The organism is Streptomyces diastaticus subsp. diastaticus (assembly GCF_011170125.1).
Lineage (GTDB): Bacteria > Actinomycetota > Actinomycetes > Streptomycetales > Streptomycetaceae > Streptomyces > Streptomyces diastaticus.
In genome coordinates, this window is the sequence record NZ_BLLN01000002.1 from 1,350,644 (window position 1) to 1,366,965 (window position 16,322).

The 16,322-nt window shown below is 74.4% G+C and carries 12 protein-coding genes; 8 read left to right on the plus strand and 4 right to left on the minus strand.

Annotated elements, in window-relative coordinates; genetic code table 11:
* The first annotated feature begins 29 nt into the window (after positions 1 to 29).
* The 3 genes from Sdia_RS07515 (at position 30) to Sdia_RS07525 (ending at position 3,494) form a co-directional block, all read left to right on the plus strand.
* Positions 30 to 971 (plus strand): ABC transporter ATP-binding protein, encoded by a 942-nt coding sequence (locus Sdia_RS07515; protein ID WP_115068758.1) that lies wholly within the window; start codon positions 30 to 32, stop codon positions 969 to 971.
* Complete coding sequence (locus Sdia_RS07520) at positions 968 to 2,569, plus strand: ABC transporter permease (RefSeq protein ID WP_189500170.1); 1,602 nt, start codon at positions 968 to 970, stop codon at positions 2,567 to 2,569. The genes Sdia_RS07515 and Sdia_RS07520 overlap by 4 nt, the downstream gene beginning before the upstream one ends.
* Positions 2,570 to 2,879: 310 nt before the next feature.
* Entirely contained in the window at positions 2,880 to 3,494 is a 615-nt protein-coding gene (locus Sdia_RS07525; protein WP_100452140.1) for a TetR/AcrR family transcriptional regulator, read from the plus strand.
* 1 nt (position 3,495) lies between these two features.
* Here Sdia_RS07525 and Sdia_RS07530 read toward each other — a convergent pair whose 3' ends face one another.
* Complete coding sequence (locus Sdia_RS07530; protein ID WP_115068756.1) at positions 3,496 to 4,386, minus strand: MaoC/PaaZ C-terminal domain-containing protein; 891 nt, start codon at positions 4,384 to 4,386, stop codon at positions 3,496 to 3,498.
* Positions 4,387 to 4,388: 2 nt separating this feature from the next.
* Entirely contained in the window at positions 4,389 to 5,714 is a 1,326-nt protein-coding gene (locus tag Sdia_RS07535) for a 3-oxoacyl-ACP reductase (RefSeq protein WP_100452142.1), read from the minus strand.
* Between the two features lie 70 nt (positions 5,715 to 5,784).
* Between Sdia_RS07535 and Sdia_RS07540 the strand changes: the two genes are divergently transcribed.
* Together Sdia_RS07540 and Sdia_RS07545 are read left to right on the plus strand one after the other, a co-directional pair.
* Positions 5,785 to 7,074 (plus strand): acetyl-CoA C-acetyltransferase, encoded by a 1,290-nt coding sequence (locus Sdia_RS07540; protein WP_124287298.1) that lies wholly within the window; start codon positions 5,785 to 5,787, stop codon positions 7,072 to 7,074.
* Between the two features lie 247 nt (positions 7,075 to 7,321).
* On the plus strand, positions 7,322 to 9,274 hold the full coding sequence (locus Sdia_RS07545) for an AMP-dependent synthetase/ligase (protein ID WP_189500169.1): 1,953 nt from the start codon (positions 7,322 to 7,324) through the stop codon (positions 9,272 to 9,274).
* Between the two features lie 158 nt (positions 9,275 to 9,432).
* Here the strand turns inward: Sdia_RS07545 and Sdia_RS07550 are convergent, their stop codons facing one another.
* Positions 9,433 to 9,636: a cold-shock protein gene (locus tag Sdia_RS07550; protein ID WP_100452145.1), complete on the minus strand. Its 204-nt coding sequence runs from the start codon at positions 9,634 to 9,636 to the stop codon at positions 9,433 to 9,435.
* 355 nt (positions 9,637 to 9,991) lie between these two features.
* Here Sdia_RS07550 and Sdia_RS07555 point away from each other — a divergent pair, with 355 nt between their 5' ends.
* Positions 9,992 to 10,870, plus strand: a complete 879-nt coding sequence (locus Sdia_RS07555; protein ID WP_370464546.1) for a menaquinone biosynthetic enzyme MqnA/MqnD family protein — start codon at positions 9,992 to 9,994, stop codon at positions 10,868 to 10,870.
* 120 nt (positions 10,871 to 10,990) lie between these two features.
* Positions 10,991 to 15,430 carry an FtsK/SpoIIIE domain-containing protein gene (locus Sdia_RS07560; RefSeq protein ID WP_189500168.1) on the plus strand — a complete coding sequence of 1,480 codons (4,440 nt, stop codon included), beginning with the start codon at positions 10,991 to 10,993 and terminating at the stop codon, positions 15,428 to 15,430.
* 84 nt (positions 15,431 to 15,514) lie between these two features.
* Here Sdia_RS07560 and Sdia_RS07565 read toward each other — a convergent pair whose 3' ends face one another.
* Complete coding sequence (locus Sdia_RS07565) at positions 15,515 to 15,775, minus strand: WXG100 family type VII secretion target (RefSeq protein WP_100452148.1); 261 nt, start codon at positions 15,773 to 15,775, stop codon at positions 15,515 to 15,517.
* 270 nt (positions 15,776 to 16,045) lie between these two features.
* Between Sdia_RS07565 and Sdia_RS07570 the strand changes: the two genes are divergently transcribed.
* Positions 16,046 to 16,306 (plus strand): hypothetical protein, encoded by a 261-nt coding sequence (locus Sdia_RS07570; protein ID WP_100452149.1) that lies wholly within the window; start codon positions 16,046 to 16,048, stop codon positions 16,304 to 16,306.
* Positions 16,307 to 16,322: the final 16 nt, after the last annotated feature.

Below are 16,322 nucleotides of genomic sequence, written 5' to 3' on the forward strand. Positions count from 1 at the left end.
TTTGTGAAAGTACCGTACGTTCAAAAAATATGACGACGACCATCAGCGCCCTGGCGCTGCGGAAGAGCTTCGGGCACGCCCGCGCCCTCGCCGGACTGGACCTGGAGGTCGGCACCGGCGAGGTGCACGGCTTCCTCGGGCCCAACGGCTCCGGCAAATCCACCACCATCCGCGTCCTGCTCGGCCTGCTGCGCGCCGACGGCGGCACCGTCCGCCTGCTCGGCGGCGATCCGTGGCGCGACGCCGTCGCCCTCCACCGCCGCCTCGCCTACGTCCCCGGCGACGTCACCCTCTGGCCCGGCCTCTCCGGCGGCGAGGTCATCGACCTCTACGCCCGGCTGCGCGGTCCTCTCGACCCGGCCCGCCGGGCCGAACTCCTCGACCGTTTCCAGCTCGACCCGGCCAAGAAGGGCCGCACGTACTCCAAGGGCAACCGGCAGAAGGTCGCGCTGGTCGCCGCCTTCGCCTCCGACGCCGAGCTGCTGATCCTGGACGAACCCACCTCCGGGCTGGACCCGCTGATGGAGGCGGTCTTCCAGTCCTGCGTGCGCGAGGCCCGCGACCGGGGCCGCACCGTGCTGCTCTCCTCGCACATCCTCAGCGAGGTCGAGACACTCTGCGACCGGGTCTCGATCATCCGCGACGGCCGCACCGTGGAGAGCGGCACCCTCACCTCCCTGCGCCACCTCGCCCGTACCGCCCTCACCGCCGAGCTCGCCGACCCCGCCCTGCTCCCCGAGGGCCTCGACCGCATGCCCGGCGTCCACGACGTCCACGCCGAGGGACGTGTGCTGCGTCTGGCGGCCGAACCCGGCGGGCTCGACGCCGTCCTGCGCGCCCTCACCGCGGCCGGCGTCCGCTCCCTCGTCGCCACCCCGCCCACCCTGGAGGAACTCTTCCTCCGCCACTACCGGCAGGCCCCGGCCGAAGACGGGCAGCACCCCGCCGCCCCCGAAGGAGCGGCCAGGTGAGCACCGCCGTCCTCCCCACCGCCGCGGGCACCGGCCCCCTCACCGGCACCGGCACCCTGCTCCGTCTCGCCCTGCGCCGCGACCGCCTGCTGATCCCGCTCTGGCTGCTCGGCATCGGCGGTCTGCTCGCCGCCGGGCCACCCGGACTCGCCGCGCTCTACTCCACCGCCACCGAACGTGCCCAGGCCGCCACGAGCATGAGCGGCAACAGCTCCCTGCGCGCCCTGTACGGCCCGGTCCTCGACGACTCCCTCGGCGCGCTGGTCGTCTGGCGGTACGGTGTCGTCGCCGCCGTCCTCACCGCCGTGCTGAGCCTGCTGCTGGTCGTGCGGCACACCCGCGACGAGGAGGAGAGCGGCCGTCAGGAGATGCTCTCCGCCGCCGTGGTGGGACGCCGCGCGCCGCTGACCGCCGCCCTGCTCACCGCGGTGACCGCCAACCTCGCCGTGGCCCTGGTCGCCACGGCCGCCCTCGCCGGCGAGGGCCTGCGGGGGGCCCTCGCCCACGGCCTCGCCCTCGGCGCCACCGGCCTGCTCTTCGCGGCCGTCGCCGCCACCACCGCCCAGCTCACCGGGAACGCCCGACTCGCCCGTGGCCTCGCCGCCGCCGTCCTCGGCGCCGCCTTCGTCGCGCGCGCCGGGGGCGACGCCGCCCGCGACGACGGCTCCTCCCCGCTGAGCTGGGCCTCCCCGCTCGGCTGGGCGCAGAACATCCGCCCGTTCGCCGGGGAACGCTGGTGGGTCCTCGCCCTGTACGCCGCCGCCACCCTCGCCCTGGCCGGCCTCGCCCACACCCTGGCCGCCCGCCGCGACCTCGGGGCCGGCTTGCTCCCCGCCCGGCCAGGTGCTCCCGAGGGCCGCCTCGCCACGCCCGCCGCGCTCGCCTGGCGACTCCAACGCGGCACCCTGCTCGGCTGGACGCTCGCCTTCGCGCCCGCCGCCGTCCTCTTCGGCAGTCTCGCCGACGGCGCCGCCGCCCTCCTCGGCGACGACGCCTCCACCCGCGAGATCCTGCACCGCCTCGGCGGCGAACAGGCGCTCACGGACGCCTTCCTCGCCGCGATGACCGGTGTCTTCGGTCTCCTCGCCGCCCTCTACGCCGTCGCCGCCGTGCTGCGCCTGCACGCCGAGGAGACCGGCCACCGGGCCGAACCCCTCCTCGGCCATCCTGTCGGCCGCCTCCGCTGGGCCGCCGGCCACCTCCTGACCGCCCTCGCGGGTCCCGCCGCCCTGCTGGCCACCGCGGCCTGCGGCCTCGCCCTCGGCCACGGCCGCGGTCTCCCCGCCCTCCTCCTCGCCTGCCTGGTCCAGCTCCCAGCCGTCTGGGTCCTCGCCGCGGCCGCCTTCACCCTGTACGCCGTCCGCCCCCGGGCCGCCCCCGCCGGCTGGGCCCTGGTCACGCTCTGCCTCCTCATCGGCTGGGTGGGCCCCGTCCTCGACCTGCCCGCCCGGGCCATGGACCTCTCACCCTTCACCCACGTACCGAAACTCCCCGGCCCCGACCCGCACTGGCCGCCGGTGGCCGTCCTGGTGGCGGTGGCGGCCGGACTCCTGGTGCTGGGACTGGCCCGCCTGCGCGCGAGGGACCTGACGACCTGAACCGGCGGACCCGCTCCCGCACTCCCCGCCCGTGACCGACACCGGAGCGCGGGCAGCGGCCACGCCCCCGCCGCCTGGGGCCACCCATGGCCGGTACGCGCGTGCCGTCGGAAGCCGACTCCGGCCCGGCCGGCGCTTGAGGCATCCCACCCGCGCCCCGGCCGGAGCAAGCCGACCAGCACGGCCCCCCGCCCCGGGGGCCCCCGAGCGAGGGCGCGGCCCCGTACCCTTGGACGGGACCGGTGACTCAGGGAGGGCGGACCGCGTGGCCGAGACGAAGTCCGGTCGGAGGACGGGGCGCACCAAGCGGATGCCTCGCGAGGTACGCGAGCGCCAGATGCTGGACGCCGCGGTGACGACCTTCGCCCGCCACGGCTACCGCGCCGCCTCGATGGACGGCATCGCCGAACTGGCGGGCGTCTCCAAGCCCTTGGTGTACCTGTACCTGAACTCCAAGGAAGACCTGTTCACCGCCTGCATCCGCCGCGAGGCGGCCGCGCTGGTCCGCGCGGTGCGCCAGGGCGTGGACCCGGCGACCGGGCCGGACCGCCAGCTCTGGGAGGGCCTCGGCGCCTTCTTCACGCACACCGCCGAGCACCCCGACGGCTGGGCCGTCCTGCACAACCAGGCCCGCACCAGCGGCGAGCCCTTCGCCCGTGAGGTCGCCACGATGCGCGCGGACCTGGTCGCGTTCGTCACCCAGTTGATCGCGGCCGCCGCCCGGGAGGCCCACGACGACCCCGAGCTGGACGACCGCGAGGTGGCGGGCCTGGCCCACGCCCTGGTGGGCGCCGCCGAGTCGCTGGCGGGCTGGGCCAACACCGACGGCTCGGTCACCGCCAAGGAGGCGGCCGCGACCCTGATGAACTTCGCCTGGGCCGGCCTCGGCAACCTCATGGAGGGCGCGCGCTGGACGGCCGGCTGACTCAGGGGGCGGGGGCCGCCGGCTCCGCCCGGCCCGTCACGTGGAGCCTGCCGGGCGTGCCGTCCGGCCGGTCGGGGCCGCGGACGGCGAAGTCGGCGCCCGCGGCCGCGTAGACCACCGTCGAGGGCAGCGGCACGGGGGCGTGGAAGGTGGCGCTCGCCGTGACCGGGCCCCGGACGGAGTGGGCGGCGAAGGCGCGGGCCGCCGTCCACATGCCGTGGGCGATGGCGCGCGGGAAGCCGAAGGGCTTGGCGGTGAGGGCCGAGAGGTGGATGGGGTTGCGGTCGCCCGCGACCGCGGCGTAGCGGCGGCCGAGGGAGGCGGGCAGCCGCCAGGTGGCCTCGGCGGGCAGCACGGGCCGCCCGCTCGCCCGGTCGCCGCCCGTGGGGGTGTCCGGGCCGGGGTGGTGCCGCGCCAGGTAGGTGGAGCGCGAGGACCAGACCGTACGGCCGGCGAGCCGTGCCTCGGTCGCCAGGACGGCCTCCGTTCCGCGCCGGTGCGGCCGGAACCCCTCGACGTGCACGACGAGTTCGGGCCGGTCGTCGGCGCGCAGCTCGCGGTGCTGGGTGAGCGTGATCGAGGTGTGGACCAGCCCCATCAGCGGGAACGGGAAGGCGGCGGAGGTCATCAGCCGTAGCTGGAGCGGGAACCCGAGCACGTGCGGATAGGTGACGGGCAGCACCGACTGCCCGTCCGGCACCCCGTCGGCGGCGAAGCCGCACAGCTCGGCGTACGAGCCGAGGGCCTTCGGGTCGACCTCGGCGCGGGAGAGCACGAGCCGGCCGGTGGGTGGTGTGGCCCCGGCCGAGGCTCGCTTGAACAGCGAGGTGGCGCCGCCCTTGGCGAGCAGCGGCAGCAGGGCGGGCGGGGTGGCGAGGTGGGTGTCGGCCATGGTCAGGCCCCCAGCAGCGACTGGCCGCAGACCCGCACGACCTGCCCGTTGACGGCCCCCGACCCTGGGTGCGCGAACCAGGCGGTGGTCTCGGCGACGTCCACGGGGCGTCCGCCCTGCGCGAGGGAGTTCATGCGGCGGCCCGCCTCGCGGATGAGGAGGGGCACCGCCGCCGTCATCCTCGTCTCGATGAAGCCGGGGGCGACCGCGTTGACGGTGACGCCGTGTTCGGCGAGGGCGCGCGGTCCCAGTGAGCGGACCAGGCCCACGATCCCGGCCTTGGAGGCGGCGTAGTTGGTCTGCCCGGAGTTGCCCGCCAGGCCCGCGATGGAGGCGGTGGCGACGACGCGGCCGCCGGGGCGGAGGGTACCCGCCTTGAGCAGGGCGTCGGTGGTGGTGAGGACCGAGGCGAGGTTGACGTCGAGGACGGAGGCCCAGCGGTCGGCGGGCATGTTCTGGAGCCGCCGGTCACGGGTGATGCCCGCGTTGTGGACGAGGACGTCGAGGCCGTCGGGGAGGGCGGTGGCGATGCGGTCACCCGCGTCCTCGGCGGTCATGTCGAGCGGCAGGGCGGTCCCGCCGAGCCGTTCGGCGACCGCGACCAGGTCGTGCTGGGCGGCGGGCACGTCGAGGACGACGACGTGCGCCCCGTCCCGCGCCAGGGTCGCGGCGACCGCCTCACCGATGCCCCGGGCGGCCCCGGTGACCAGCGCGGTCCGTCCGGCGAGCGGCCGTTCCCCGTCGGCGGGGGCGTGCTCCGCGGCCTCCTCGCCGAGCGTTCCGGTGGTGATGACCTGCCCGCTGACGTACGCGGACTTGGGGGAGAGGAGGAAGCGGAGGGTGGACTCGGCGCCGGGTACGTCGGCGATCCGGACCAGCTGCACGGTCCGCCCGCGCCCGGTCTCCTTGCCGAGTGAGCGGACGAACCCCTCCAGCGCCTGCTGGGCGGCGGCCTGGTGGTGGTCGGCGGGGTCGGGTGCGGCACCGAGGACCACGATCCGGCCGCTGTCCCGCACGCCGCGCACCACGGGGTGGAGCGCGGCGTGCACCGCGCCGAGCCCGGCGGTGTCACGGACGCCGGTGGCGTCGAGGACCACGGCGGCCGGGCGGTCGGCGCTGTCGCGGACGTCCAGTCCGGTGCGGGCGAGCGCCGCCGCCAGCGCGTCGCGGTGGGGGGATGCCCCGGCGGTGAGGTGGAGCAACGGCCCGTCGAGGGTGGGGTGTTCGGCCGACCAGCGGCGCAGTTCGGCGGGCTGGGGCAGACCGAGGCGGCGGGTGGCGAACCGGCCCGGGGCGGTGTGGGTGAAACGCAGATAGCGGTCGGCCATTGTCGAACTCCCGGGTAGGTCGGTAATTTACTTCTGAGTAAGGTTACTCAAGGGTCAGGAGCTGGTCGAGATGAATCCGCCCCACCGCGCCACACGTCCGGTCGCCGTCCTCGGCGGCAGCCGCATCCCGTTCGCCCGCTCCGACGGCCCGTACGCCACCGCCTCCAACCAGCAGCTGCTCAGCGCCGCCCTGGGCGGCCTGGTCGAGCGGTACGGACTGACCGGCGAGCGCGTCGGTGAGTTCGTCGCCGGGGCCGTCCTCAAGCACAGCCGCGACTTCAACCTCGCCCGCGAGACCGTCCTCGGCTCCGCGCTCGACCCGCGCACCCCCGCCTACGACATCCAGCAGGCGTGCGGCACCGGCCTCCAGGCCGTCATCGCCGCGGCCAACAAGATCGCCCTCGGCCAGACCGACTCCGCGATCGCGGGCGGCTCCGACACCGCCAGCGACGCCCCGATCGGCCTCAACGACCGGCTTCGCCGCATCCTGCTGGAGGCCCGCCGCGCCAAGTCCGCCGGGGCCCGTGCCAAGGCGCTCGCCAAGGTCCGCCCCGGCCACGTCGTCCCGGACGTCCCGCGCAACGCCGAACCGCGTACCCACCTCTCCATGGGCGAGCACGCCGCCGTCACCGCCCGCGCCTGGGGCATCAGCCGCGAGGCCCAGGACGAACTGGCCGCCACCAGCCACCAGCGGCTGGCCGCCGCCTACGAACGCGGCCTCCTCGACGACCTCGTGGTCCCCTTCCGCGGCCTCGCCCGCGACCAGAACCTCCGCCCCGGCTCCACCCCCGCCGAACTCGCCACCCTCAGGCCCGTCTTCGGCACCGCCCACCCCGGCGCCACCATGACCGCGGGCAACTCCACCCCGCTCACCGACGGCGCCGCCACCGTGCTCCTCGGCAGCGAGGAGTGGGCCGAGGCCCGCGACCTGACCCCGCTCGCCCACCTCACCTGGTACGAGACGGCCGCCGTCGACTTCGTCTCCGGCGACGTCACCGACTGCGTCCCCGAGGCCGACGGCCTGCTCATGGCCCCCACCCACGCCGTCCCCCGGCTGCTGGAACGCGCCGGGCTCACCCTCGCCGACTTCGACCTGGTCGAGATCCACGAGGCGTTCGCCTCCCAGGTCCTCGCCACCCTGGCCTCGTGGGAGAAGCAGGGCCTCGGCACCGTCGACCGCGACCGGCTCAACGTCGCCGGGTCCTCGCTGGCCACCGGCCACCCCTTCGCCGCGACCGGCGCCCGCATCGTCGCCACCCTCGCCAAGCTGCTCGCCGAACGCGGCGGCCCCGGCCGGGGGCTGATCTCCATCTGCGCGGCCGGCGGGCAGGGCGTCACCGCCGTCCTGGAACGCCCCTGACCGGGCCCCCGGACAGGGAAGGCGCGGCGCGCACCCGCCCACCCACGCCGCGCCGCGCCTTCCCGCCCTCTGCCGTACACCCCCGAGACCGCACACCCCGCCGACTCCGCCCGACTCGACGTCCGCGCCACTCTCGTACGCACCGGTGACCGCGCCCGCCCGCGAGGCCGCACCGGTACCGGCCCACCCGTCCCCCGGACCGGGACGCCGCCCGCCCGCCGAGCCCACCTGCCGAGGAGCCGCTCTCATGTCCGCGCCCACCACCCCGCCCGCCGTCCCGCTCGCCCGCACCACCGGGGAGGACGGGCGGCCCCGCCTGGTCGAACCGGAGCTGCGCCGGGTGGACGGCGCGGTCCGCGAGGCCGCCGTCCCGCCCTTCGCGCCGCCCGCCGCCACCGGCTCGCTCGCCGACATCCCCTTCGACAACGCCCGCGAGGCCCCCGACGAGGCGGTCCTCTCCCGCAAGGACGAGGACGGACGCTTCCAGGACCTCACCGCCGCCGAGTTCGCCGCCGAGGTGCTCGCCCTCGCCAAGGGCCTCGCCGCCACCGGCCTGGAACCCGGCGACCGGCTCGCCATCATGGCCCGCACCACCTACGAGTGGACCCTGCTGGACTTCGCCGCCTGGGCCGCCGGCCTGGTCACCGTCCCCGTCTACCCGACCTCCTCGGCCTTCCAGACCCGCTGGATCCTCCAGAACGCCGGCGTCAAGGCGCTCGCCGTGGAGAGTGCCGAACAGGCCGCCGCCCTCGGCCCCGAACGCGACCGGCTCCCCGACCTCGCCCACCTCTGGTCCTTCGCCACCTCCCCCAAGGACCCGGTCGGCGACCTCGGCCGCCTCAAGGAGGCCGGGGGCGCGATCCCCGACGAGGAGATCACCCGGCGCCGTACCGCCCTCACCCCGCAGACCACCGCCACCCTCATCTACACCTCCGGCACCACCGGCCGCCCCAAGGGCTGCGTCCTGACCCACGGCAACTTCTTCGCCGAGGTCGACAACGCCGTCGAACTCCTCCACCCCGTCTTCAAGTCGGTCTCCAGGGAACCCGCCTCCACCCTGCTCTTCCTCCCCCTCTCGCACGTCTTCGGCCGCATGGTCGCCATCGGCTGCCTGCGCGCCCGTGTCCGCCTCGGCCACGCCCCGAGCATCAGGACCGAGGACCTCCTCGCCGACCTCGCCGCCTTCCGCCCGACCTTCCTCCTCGCCATCCCCTACGTCCTGGAGAAGGTCTTCAACACCGGCCGCGCCACCGCCGAGAAGATGGGCCGAGCCTCCTCCTTCGACCGCGCCGCCCGCATCGCCCGCGCCTGGGGCGAGGCCACCGAGGCCCAGCAGCACGGCACGGGCCCCGGCCCCGGCCTCGGTCTGCGCACCGCCCGCGCGCTCTACGACCCGCTGGTCTACCGCCGCGTCCGCGCCGCCCTCGGCGGCCGCGTCCGCTACGCCATCTGCGGCGGCTCCCCCCTCGGCCGCCGCCTCGCCGCCTTCTACGCCGGAGCGGGCATCGAGATCTTCGAGGGGTACGGCCTCACCGAGACCACCGCCGCCGCCGTCGTCACCCCGCCGCTCAAACCGCGCCTCGGCACGGTCGGCTGGCCCCTGCCCGGCGGCCGGGTGCGGATCGCCGACGACGGCGAGGTGCTCCTCGGCGGCGGCCACGTCTTCAGCGGCTACTGGGACGCCGAGACCGGCGAGGTCACCCGCGGCCCCGTGGACGGCTGGTTCCCCACCGGTGACCTCGGTGCCCTCGACGAGGACGGCTACCTCACCATCACCGGCCGCAAGAAGGACATCCTCATCACCACCGGCGGCAAGAACGTCGCCCCGGCGCCGCTGGAGGACTGGCTCCGCGCCCACCCGCTGGTCGGCCAGTGCATGGTCGTCGGCGACGACCGCCCGTACATCACGGCGCTGCTCACCCTGGAGCCGGAGGGCATCGCGCACTGGCGGAGGATGCGGAGGAAGGAGGCGCTGACCGCCGCGGAACTGGCGCGTGACCCGGAGCTGCTGGAGGCACTCCAGAAGGCCGTGGACGACGCCAACAAGCTGGTCTCGCGTGCCGAGTCGATCCGCCGCTTCACCGTGCTCCCGGTCGACCTCACCGAGGAGGCCGGCCACCTCACGCCGTCCCTGAAGATCAAGCGCCCGGCCGTCGAGCAGGCCTTCGCCGAGGAGATCGAGGCGCTGTACCGGAAGTGAGCCGGCGGCGGTCCGGGAGGCGGTGAGGGCCCGAAGGCCGTGGGTGCCGGGAAGGAAAAGGCAGGAGCCCCGTCTTCTCCGCCGAGGCGGAGGAGCGGGGCTCCTTGGGTACTGCTATCGGGACCGGATCAGTCGGCCACCACCTGCTGAGCGGATGCTCAGAGGGGGTTGACGTTCTCCGCCTGCGGGCCCTTGGGACCCTGCGTGACGTCGAAGGTCACGGCCTGGTTCTCCTCGAGGGAGCGGAAGCCGTTGGCGTTGATCGCGGAGTAGTGGACGAAGACGTCGGGGCCTCCGCCTTCCTGGGCGATGAATCCAAAGCCCTTTTCGGCGTTGAACCACTTCACGGTTCCGGTAGCCATAAGCCCTCCTTGGGCCAAAGGGTTGCCCTGCTCCAGAACCTGCAAGTGTGAAAACAAGTGCAAAAGTCTGAAAATGACGAGAGCCTGCGGTCACATGCTCCGCAGGCTCTGTACTGCAAGGGAAACCAAACTGCAACTTGCGGCGAGCCTAGCACGCAAGGGCTCGGCATCGGTAGAGGGAAAGATCACTTCACCCGGATGTTTGATTGCCGCAGGTCAGGCGTTGACAAGGGGACACCCGGCGTTCGCACGGCGCTCCGCCCACCGGCCACTCGGCGGCCCCCGGCGCCCGGCCGGCGCACCGCGCGGCTAGCCTCACGAGGTGGACAATTCTCGCGCTGACGCATCCGACGACCTGCCGACCGACTCCAGCGCGCGAGCGCACCGCGACGCGCCCGCCGGGCAGGCCCCCAGCCGGCCCCGGGTCGGCCACATCCAGTTCCTCAACTGCGTCCCCCTCTACTGGGGCCTCGCCCGCACCGGGACCCTGCTCGACCTGGAGCTGACCAAGGACACCCCGGAGAAGCTCTCCGAGCAGCTCGTCGCGGGCGACCTCGACATCGGCCCGATCACCCTGGTCGAGTTCCTCAAGCACGCCGACGGGCTGGTCGCCCTGCCGGACATCGCGGTCGGCTGCGACGGCCCGGTCATGTCCTGCGTGATCGTCTCCCAGCTGCCGCTGGAGCAGCTCGACGGCCGCCGGGTCGCCCTCGGCTCGACCTCCCGCACCTCGGTCCGCCTCGCCGAACTGCTGCTCGCCGAGCGGTACGGCGTCACCCCGGACTACTACACCTGCCCGCCCGACCTCGGCTCGATGATGCAGGAGGCCGACGCCGCCGTCCTCATCGGCGACGCCGCCCTGCGCGCCAGCCTCCACGACGCGCCGCGCCTGGGCCTCCAGGTCCACGACCTCGGCCAGATGTGGAAGGAGTGGACCGGCCTGCCGTTCGTCTTCGCCGTCTGGGCCGCCCGCAAGGAGTACCTCGCCGAGCAGGAGCACACGGTCCGCCAGGTCCACGAGGCGTTCCTCGCCTCCCGCGACCTCTCCCTGGAGGAGGTCGGCAAGGTCGCCGAGCAGGCCGCCCGCTGGGAGGCGTTCGACGCCGCCCTGCTGGAGCGTTACTTCACCACCCTGGACTTCCGCTTCGGCCCCGACCAGCTCGGCGGCGTCCACGCCTTCGCCACCCGCATCGGCGCCGGAGAGGTCCCGGTCGCGCTGCTGCCCCCGGCCTGAGGCGCGGCGCGCGGAGCCCGGAGCGGGACGAAGGGGACGGGCCCGCGTACGGGCGGGTACGGCGCCGGAGCGTTCCGTTAGCCTCGACGGACCACTGGGCTGACGGGGAGGAACACGGCCATGCGTGTGCTGGTGACCGTAGTCGGGGAGGGCGCCGAGCCCCACGACGTCATGGTCGACGCCGAGGAGTCGGCCACCGCCGCCGACGTCGCCCTCGCCCTCACCGGCGCCGGACCTCTCGAGAAGGGCGGCGTCGTCACCACACTGCACGCCCCCGCCACCGGCGTGCGGCGCCAGCTCTCCCTCTGGGCCGACGGGCAGCTCTGCGACCCGTCCGCGCCCGCCTCCGCCGTCCTCAGCGACGGCATGCGCGTCTCCACCGACGACAGCGTCGGCCCGCTCCTGCGCCGCGGCGAACCGGTGGGCTGGTACGAGGTGCGGGTGGCGGGCGGGCCCGCCTCCGGGCGGGTCGTCCGGCTCGGCGCCGGCGTCGCCGAGATCGGCTCCGGCGCGCACTGCACCGTGCAGGTCCCCGACCCGACCCTGCCCGGGACCGCGCTGCGGCTGCGGATCGACGTGCGGGGCGAGGCCACGCTCATACCCGCGCCCGGCGCGGGGCTCACCGTCCTGGTCGACGGCGAGAGGGCCGACGGGGAGACGGCCTGGCCGCTCGGCGACACCGTCCGGGCCGGCGACACCCTCCTCGTCCTCGACCGGGCCGTCGCCCCCGACGCCCACCTCTCCCGGATGAGCGAGGGCGGCCTCGCCTACAACCGCCCGCCCCGCCTCAACCCGCTCCGGCGCCGCCCCCGGCTGGTCGTGCCCCAGCCGCCCACCAAGGCGGAACGGGCCAAGTTCCAGTTCGTCATGGCCTTCATGCCGATGCTCTTCGGCATCACCATGTGGCTCATCACCAAGCAGATCTACATGCTGCTGTTCTGCCTGATGAGCCCGATGATGATGGCCGCGCAGTGGATCAGCGACAACCGCGACGGCAAGAAGAAGCACCGCACGTCGATGAAGCAGTACCGCAAGGACCTCGCGGCCCACGAGGAACTCCTCGCCGCCACCTGCAAGCAGGAACAGCGGGAGCGGCGCGCCGAGATGCCCGACCCCGCCGAGATCCTGCTCTTCGCCACCGGCCCCCGCCGCCGCCTCTGGGAGCGCCGCCTCACCGACCCCGACGCCATGCTGCTGCGGATCGGGACCGGCACCCTGCACTCCGACGTCGAACTGGCCCTCGGCAAGGGCGGCATGTGGGGCGAGGAGGACAAGCCCGAGCAGCCCGAACTGCCCGATGTGCCCGTCTGCCTGCCCTTCCAGGACCTCGGCGTCGTCGGCGTCGCCGGGGACCGCGCCCGCGCCCTGTCCACCGCCCGCTGGCTCACCGTCCAGGCCGCCGCCCTGCACAGCCCCCGCGACCTCTCCGTGGTCTGCCTCACCTCGCACACCCCGGCCGGCGCCGACTGGAGCTGGCTGCACTGGCTGCCGCACACCGTGCCCGCCCAGGGCCAGGACTGCATGGCGCTGGTCGCCTTCGACTCCGAGACGGTCGCCCGCCGGGTCAACGAACTCCTCGGCGAGCTGAACCGCCGCAAGGCCGCCCGCGAGAACCACAACGCCCTCGGCAACCTCTACCCGGACACCAGCGTCCTCGTCGTCCTGGACGGCGCACGCATCCTGCGCCGTATGCCCGGCGCCCCCCAACTCCTCACGGAGGGGCCGCGCTTCGGCATCTACGCGCTCTGCCTCGACGAGGACGAGCGGCTGCTCCCCGAGGAGTGCAGCGCCGTCGCCGCCTGGACCGCCGACAGCCCGCACCACTTCCGGCTGCGCGGCCACGGCCTGGAGGAGGCCGGGGACGTCCTCGGCGACCAGGTCACCGGCGACTGGTGCGAACTGCTCGCCCGCTCGCTGGCCCCGGTCCGCGACGTCAGCCGCGACGACGCCGACAGCGCCCTGCCCACCGCCGCCCGCCTCCTCAACCTCCTGGAGATGCCCGACCCGGCCGGGACCGACATCGAACGGATCTGGCGGGCCGGCGGCTCCACCACCGCCGCTCCCATCGGCATCGCCGCCGACGGCACCTTCGTCCTCGACATCCGCCGCGACGGACCGCACGCCCTGGTCGCCGGCACCACCGGTGCGGGCAAGTCCGAACTGCTCCAGACGATCATCGCCTCGCTCGCCGTCGCCAACCGCCCCGACGCCCTCAACTACGTCCTCATCGACTACAAGGGCGGCAGCGCCTTCATGGACTGCGCCCGCCTGCCGCACACCGTCGGCATGGTCAGCGACCTCGACGCGCACCTCACCGAACGCGCCCTCGCCTCACTCGCCGCCGAACTCCACCGGCGCGAGGAGATCCTCTTCCACACCGGCACCAAGGACATCGAGGACTACAACGACACCCGCAAGCTGCGCCCCGAACTCGAACCGATGCCCCGGCTCGTCCTGGTCATCGACGAGTTCGCCTCACTCGTCGCCGAACTCCCCGACTTCATCGCCGGCCTCGTCGACATCGCCCGCCGGGGCCGCTCGCTCGGCGTCCACCTGATCCTCGCCACCCAGCGCCCCGCCGGCGTGGTCAGCGCGGACATCCGCGCCAACACCAACCTGCGGATCGCCCTGCGCGTCACCGACGCCTCCGAGTCCCTCGACGTCATCGAGGCCCCCGACTCCGGCGCCATCGCCAAGTCCACCCCCGGCCGCGCCTACGTCCGCTCCGGCGCACAGTCGCTGGTCGGCGTCCAGTCCGCCCGCATCGGCGGCCGCCGCCCGGCCGTCGGCGGGACCGGCCCGAAGGCCACCCACACCCCGGTGCCCTGGCAGGCGTACAGCCGCCCGCTGCCCCGCAAGGCCGAGGCCGAGGACGACGGGACGATGGTCACCGACCTCGCCGTGCTGGTCGACGCGGTCCGCGACGGCGCCGACCGGATGGGCTTCACCGCGCAGCGCAGCCCCTGGCTGCCGCCGCTCGACGAACAGATCTCCCTCGACGGCATGGCCGCCTACCCGCCGCCGCCCACCGACCACGACGACGTCCGGCCCGTCCCGTACGGCCTCGTCGACCGGCCCGCCGAGCAGAGCCGACGGCCGCTCGTCCTCGACCTGGTCCACGGCGAGCACACCATGCTCGTCGGCGGCGCCCGCTCCGGGCGTTCGACCGCGCTGCGCACTCTCGCCGGTTCACTGGCCCGCTCCACCTCCCCGCACGACGTGCACGTCTACGGCATCGACTGCGGCTCCAACGCGCTGCTGCCGCTGATCCGCATGCCGCACGTCGGCGCCGTCGTCAGCCGCGACGAGCCCGACCGCGCCCGGCGGCTCATCAACCGCCTCCTCGTCGAGATCGCACGCCGCCAGCAGCTCCTCGCCATGGAGGGTGCCTCCAGCGCCGCCGAGCAGCGCGCCGGGGCCGCCCCCGAGGACCGGCTGCCGTGGATGGTGCTCCTCCTCGACAGCTGGGAGGGGTTCATGTCCACCTTCGAGAGCTACAACTACGGGCAGCTCATCGAGGCCGTCCAGCGGATCTTCCGCGAGGGCTCGGCCGTCGGCCTCAAGGTCGTCATGACCGCCGACCGCACCGGCCTCAGCGGCCACGTCGCCTCCGCCTTCGCCGACCGCCTGGTGCTGCGCTTCGCCGACGCCAACGACTACTCCACCGCCGGCCTCCAGGCCCGCGAGGTGCCCAAGAGCATGCCGCCGGGCCGCGCCCTGCGCGTCACCGACACCGGCGTCGACGAGACGCAGATCGCCCTGCTCGCCGAGGACCCCGCCGGTCAGGCCCAGGTCCGCGCCCTGCGCGAACTGGCCGACGCCGCCAACGAGCACTACGGCCGCCTGCCCGCCCGCCGGCGTCCGCTGCGGGTCGACGCGCTGCCCTCCCGCATCGACGCCGCCGAGGCGATGGCGCTGGAGCCGGACTTCACCCCGCCCTCGCCGCTCTGGGCCCTGCTGGCCGTCGGCGGCGACGAACTCGCCCCGCTCGGCATCGACCTGGAGGAGGACGGCCCCGGCTACGTCATCGCGGGACCGCCCAAGTCGGGCCGCTCCACGGCGCTCCGCTCGGCCGCCGAATCCCTCCTGGCCCAGGCCACGCCCGTCATCCTCGTACTGCCCCGGCGCTCACCGCTGCGGAGCCTCGAAGGCCGGGACGGCGTCCTCGGCGTCCTCGACTCCGAGAGCCGCGAGGAGGACCTGGAGGAACTGGAGGAGAAGGCGGAGGGCCGCCCGTACGTGGTCCTCGTCGACGACGCGGAACTCGTCTACGACACCCCGCTCGACGAGGCGCTGGAAGCCTTCGTCAAGAAGGGCGCGGACGGCGGCGTCGGCCTCGTCGCCGCCGGCACCTCGGACACCCTCGCCGGGCAGTACCGCGGCTTCGTCGTCGACGCCCGCAAGTCCCGCAACGGCCTGCTGCTCACCCCGCAGAGCCCGCAGGAGGGCGAGCTGTTCGGCATCCGGCTCCCCGCCAACAGCGGCGGCGGCCCCGCCGGGAGCGGCCTCATGGTCTCCGGCGGCACGTTCCAGCCGGTCCAGGCGGTCATGGCGTCCTGAACCGCCGGCCCGCCCGCGGGCACACGGAAGGGGAGCCGCCCCCGCCGGGGCGGCTCCCCTTCCGTGTCGGCGGCCGGCCTGGACTCAGGTGGCGCGCTCGATGTTGTCGGCGCTGGTCTGCGCGGACTTGCCGGCCTCGTTGAGGGTGGTCACCCACTTCTCGAAGGTCGGCTTCACTTCCTGCCAGTCGTCACGGAAGCGGTCCGCCTTGGGGCCCTTCCAGTAACCGGTGCTGTCGGAAGTGGCCGACTGCAGCGCCTTGATCAGCGTCTGAAGGTCGGTGGCCTTCCGGTTGAAGGTCTTCGAAAGTTCCCGGAGTCGAGTGAGATCTGCACCGCGATCCATGACGATCCTCCCCGTGTAGACATCGATGAACGGACGACCCGTTCGCGATGAACGGACGATCCGTTCGTATCAAGGGACGCTATCGCATGGGAAGGAGTTCCCCGGAAGGGAGTTGGTGGAGATGCGGAGGGGGTTCGCCGAGGCCCCCACCGTTCGCCGGCCCGGCCCCCTACGACCGGGCCGATCGCCGCCGGGGAGGGCGGGCGGCCCACTGGCGGCCCCCGTGCCCGCCGTTATCCTGGGCGGCGAGCGAGCAACGGGGAGACGCAGGTGGCTGATCCGCAGATCCAGGAGCTGAACCAGCGAGCCCAGCGCCTGCGCTCGCTGGCCGACCACGTGGACGGCCTGGTCGACCAGCCGAAGCGGCACTCCACCGGCCAGATGAAGAGCTGGTCCGGTCCCAACGCCGCCGCGGTCCGCGGCAGCCTCCGTACGTGGCACACCACGTGCGCCGACGTGGCGAAGGCCCTGCGCGAAGAGGCGCGGCAGTGCGCCGAGGACGCCAAGGACCTGAAGGACGACAAGAGGTGAGCCGCGCCGCCGCGAC

Coding starts and splice junctions, on each gene's coding strand:
- Sdia_RS07515 (WP_115068758.1), top strand. CDS start 30: ATGACGACGACCATCAGCGCCCTGGCGCTGCGGAAGAGCTTCGGGCAC.
- Sdia_RS07525 (WP_100452140.1), top strand. CDS start 2,880: ATGCCTCGCGAGGTACGCGAGCGCCAGATGCTGGACGCCGCGGTGACG.
- Sdia_RS07530 (WP_115068756.1), bottom strand. CDS start 4,386: ATGGCCGACACCCACCTCGCCACCCCGCCCGCCCTGCTGCCGCTGCTC.
- Sdia_RS07535 (WP_100452142.1), bottom strand. CDS start 5,714: ATGGCCGACCGCTATCTGCGTTTCACCCACACCGCCCCGGGCCGGTTC.
- Sdia_RS07540 (WP_124287298.1), top strand. CDS start 5,785: ATGAATCCGCCCCACCGCGCCACACGTCCGGTCGCCGTCCTCGGCGGC.
- Sdia_RS07545 (WP_189500169.1), top strand. CDS start 7,322: ATGTCCGCGCCCACCACCCCGCCCGCCGTCCCGCTCGCCCGCACCACC.
- Sdia_RS07550 (WP_100452145.1), bottom strand. CDS start 9,636: ATGGCTACCGGAACCGTGAAGTGGTTCAACGCCGAAAAGGGCTTTGGA.
- Sdia_RS07560 (WP_189500168.1), top strand. CDS start 10,991: ATGCGTGTGCTGGTGACCGTAGTCGGGGAGGGCGCCGAGCCCCACGAC.
- Sdia_RS07565 (WP_100452148.1), bottom strand. CDS start 15,775: ATGGATCGCGGTGCAGATCTCACTCGACTCCGGGAACTTTCGAAGACC.